Raw genomic sequence first — 3315 nt, 5'->3', positions numbered from 1 at the left:
AGCAAGGGGTTTTTGCTTTTCTGGGAAATTCCGTCTGGATCGATATCCATTTCTCGCTTAGCATTTGGCCACGGGGTTAGTGGAAGTTCGGAGAGCGAAACAGGTGGTCAATCAGGATCGAAGCAAGCGCCATGCAAGATGGCGTGCGGGAGCGGCGTGGGTTGTAACCGCCATGGTTATCTTGGGGATTGGTGGATGTACGTTGCCGGGAACCTCGTCGAAACATGCCTCGGCATTGCCTTCGTCGGTACAAAGCGATGACATTGCTCCCCTTTCCGCTGCCGTGAATCCGGAGGGTTTGCCCCCGCACTGGGAGACGTATCTCGTCACCCGCAACAAACGGCTCACCCATTACGAACAGACGATCGATAGCCAGGGCATCGCGGTGATTCGCGCCTCGGTCGACAAATCTGCGTCCGGCATCGCACAGACGCTCGACATTCCTGTGTACCCAGGCGCCAAGCTGACGTGGCGCTGGCGAGCGGATGCCATCCCCGCGAGTGCCGATATTCGCACGAAGGCATTCGATGACGCACCCGTTCGCATCGCCCTTGCGTTCGATGGCGATCCCGCAAAACTGACCATGCAAGATCAACTGCATCGCGAATTGGCGCGTATGGTCAGCGGTCGTGACTTACCGTTTGCGACCCTGATGTACACCTGGGGTGATGATAAATTCTCGGTGGACGATGTCGTCACCAATCCTTATACCGGTCGTATTCGCTCCCTCGTTGTCGAGCGCGGTGACGAGCACCTTGGAAGATGGCAGACGTATTCTCGCGATATCGCCAGGGATTATGAGAAAGCGTTTGGCGAGCCTCCAGGGCGTCTGATCGGTATTGCAATCATGAGCGACGGCGACAATACTCGATCGAAATTTACCGCATGGTACGGTGACATTCGTCTCGAAACGGAGGGTGTTCCCACGACAACGGCCGCGAAATAACGCGATCTCATTCGCATCAAAAGCGAAAAAGCCGGCAAGTGATACTTGCCGGCTTTTCTTATTCTCGCCCGAACGCAGGGATCAGGCAGCTTACGGATTGCGTCCAAAATAGGTCTCGACCAGCTTGACCCAGTACGTGCCGCCAAGCGGGAGCAGATCGTCGTTGAAATCATAACTGGCATTGTGCAGGTTGCACGGACCCAGGCCATGGCCGGTGTCCCGGTGCGTGCCATCGCCGTTTCCGATGAACACGTACGCGCCCGGCTTCTTCAGGAGCATGAACGAGAAGTCCTCCGCCCCCATCGTCGGTTCCACCGTGTCGTTGACGTTCTCGTTGCCGACCACCTCGCGCATCACGTCGGCACACAGCGCTGCCATGCCCGGATCGTTGATCGTCGGCGGGTAATTGCGAAGGAATTCAATGTCCGCCGAGCAGCCGAACCCCTTGGCCACGAATTCGGCAATCTCTCGCAGACGTGTCTCAATGAGATCCAGGACCTCGATCGAAAACGTGCGAACCGTGCCGCCCAACCATGCCACATCGGGAACCACGTTTGTGGTGTCGCCCGCATGGATCTGGGTAATGGAGAGCACTGCGGCGTCGATCGGCCGCTTGTTGCGCGTGATGATGCTCTGCAACGCCTGCGCTACCTGCACAGCCGCAATCACTGGATCGATGCCGGCATTCGGAATGCCCGCATGGGTTCCCTTGCCGCGAAGCGTGATCTTGAATTCATTGCTCGAGGCCATCATGGGACCCGGCGTCACGGCGAACGTACCGGTCGGCGCGCCCGGCCAGTTGTGCATGCCGAACACCGCCTGCATGGGGAAGCGCTCGAACAGTCCGTCCTTGATCATCTCACGCGCGCCGCCGCCGCCTTCCTCGGCTGGCTGGAAAATCAGGTAGACGGTGCCGTCGAAATGGCGATGCGTCTGGAGATATTTCGCGGCGGCAAGCAGCATGGCCGTGTGACCATCGTGACCGCAGGCGTGCATCTTGCCCTCATGCTTCGACGCGTGCTCGAACGTATTCGCCTCACGAATCGGTAGCGCATCCATATCGGCGCGCAGGCCGATCGCACGCTCGCTGCTGCCTTGCTTGATGATGCCGACGACGCCGGTTTTACCGAGTCCGCGATGAATGGGGATACCCCATTGGGTCAACGTATCCGCCACCACGTCCGAAGTACGCTTCTCTTCGAAGCACAGTTCGGGATGCGCGTGAATATCACGTCGGATGGTCTGGAGTTCGCCACGAGCGGCGTCGATTTCTGGAATGAGCTTCATGTTTGGGTTTCCTGCGGGGCGCAATGGTCCATCTTACCCCTAATGACCTGGTCTGGCACCTTGGAGCAGAAACGTCCGATCGCTGCGCCAGACACGTCTGGAAAATGTCGCAAGCGACCGTGGCGCGGGGTGAGGCGGGGGGGAACGTAATACAATGTCGTCAACGTCGCGCCGTTGGCGGTCGCGGCAATTTCGTAAAGAGAGGAGTCGTTTCATGACGACCAACACCCGCGTCGTTCGGGCCGCATGCCCGCATGACTGTCCCGATACGTGCGCCATGCACGTTACAGTGGAAAATGGCGTCGCTATCAAGGTCCAGGGCGATCCGGACCATCCGACGACCAAGGGTGTCTTGTGTACGAAAGTCTCTCGATACACTGAACGAACCTATCATCCGGATCGCTTGTTGCATCCGCTCAAGCGCGTCGGACCGAAGGGGAGCGGGCAATTCGTGCCAGTCAGTTGGGATGAGGCGCTTGACGAGATCGCCTCGCGACTGGGGGCGATTGCGGCACGCGAGCCCGAAGCAATTCTCCCCTACAGCTATGCTGGCACGATGGGATTCGTCCAAGGCGAATCGATGGCGGCAAGGTTCTTCAACAAGCTCGGCGCGTCCGACCTCGATCGCACGATCTGTGCGAGCGCCGGCGCCGCGGGGCTGCGCTACACGTACGGCGCTGGTGTCGGCATGCACGTCGAACACTTTGTCGACAGCAAGCTGATTCTCATCTGGGGCAGCAATCCGATTACGTCGAGCGTGCATTTCTGGGCCATCGCGCAGGAAGCCAAGCGTCGCGGTGCGAAGTTGATCGCCATCGATCCCTATCGTTCGCTCACGGCGGAAAAGTGCCATCAGCACATTGCCTTGCTGCCAGGCACGGACGCGGCGCTGGCATTGGGCATGATGCATGTCCTGATCGATGAAGATCGCGTTGATCACGAATACATTGCGCGACACACGGTGGGCTACGCGCAGCTCAAGGAGCGCGTACGACGCTACACGCCGGCCCGCGTCGCGGAAATTTGCGGTATCTCCGAAGACACAATCACGACGTTGGCGCGCGAGTATGCGAACGCGAAGC

General features: G+C 59.1%; 3 protein-coding genes. 2 read left to right on the top strand and 1 reads right to left on the bottom strand.

Annotated elements, in window-relative coordinates; all coding sequences use genetic code 11:
- The first annotated feature begins 103 nt into the window (after window positions 1-103).
- A complete protein-coding gene (locus A985_RS26085) occupies window positions 104-946 on the top strand; it encodes a DUF3047 domain-containing protein (protein ID WP_157211505.1) in 843 nt (280 codons plus the stop codon).
- 90 nt (window positions 947-1036) lie between these two features.
- Here A985_RS26085 and A985_RS0118020 read toward each other — a convergent pair whose 3' ends face one another.
- Window positions 1037-2233, bottom strand: coding sequence for a M20 aminoacylase family protein (locus A985_RS0118020; protein WP_017234770.1), 1197 nt, complete (start codon window positions 2231-2233; stop codon window positions 1037-1039).
- A 214-nt stretch (window positions 2234-2447) separates the two neighbouring features.
- Here A985_RS0118020 and A985_RS29460 point away from each other — a divergent pair.
- Window positions 2448-3315: molybdopterin-dependent oxidoreductase (locus A985_RS29460; protein ID WP_017234769.1), on the top strand; the 868-nt coding region annotated here is incomplete at its 3' end.

It is taken from the genome of Pandoraea sp. B-6 (assembly GCF_000282835.1).
In the GTDB taxonomy this organism is placed as follows: Bacteria; Pseudomonadota; Gammaproteobacteria; order Burkholderiales; family Burkholderiaceae; genus Pandoraea; species Pandoraea cepalis.
This window is presented reverse-complemented; position numbering and strand designations above follow the sequence as displayed.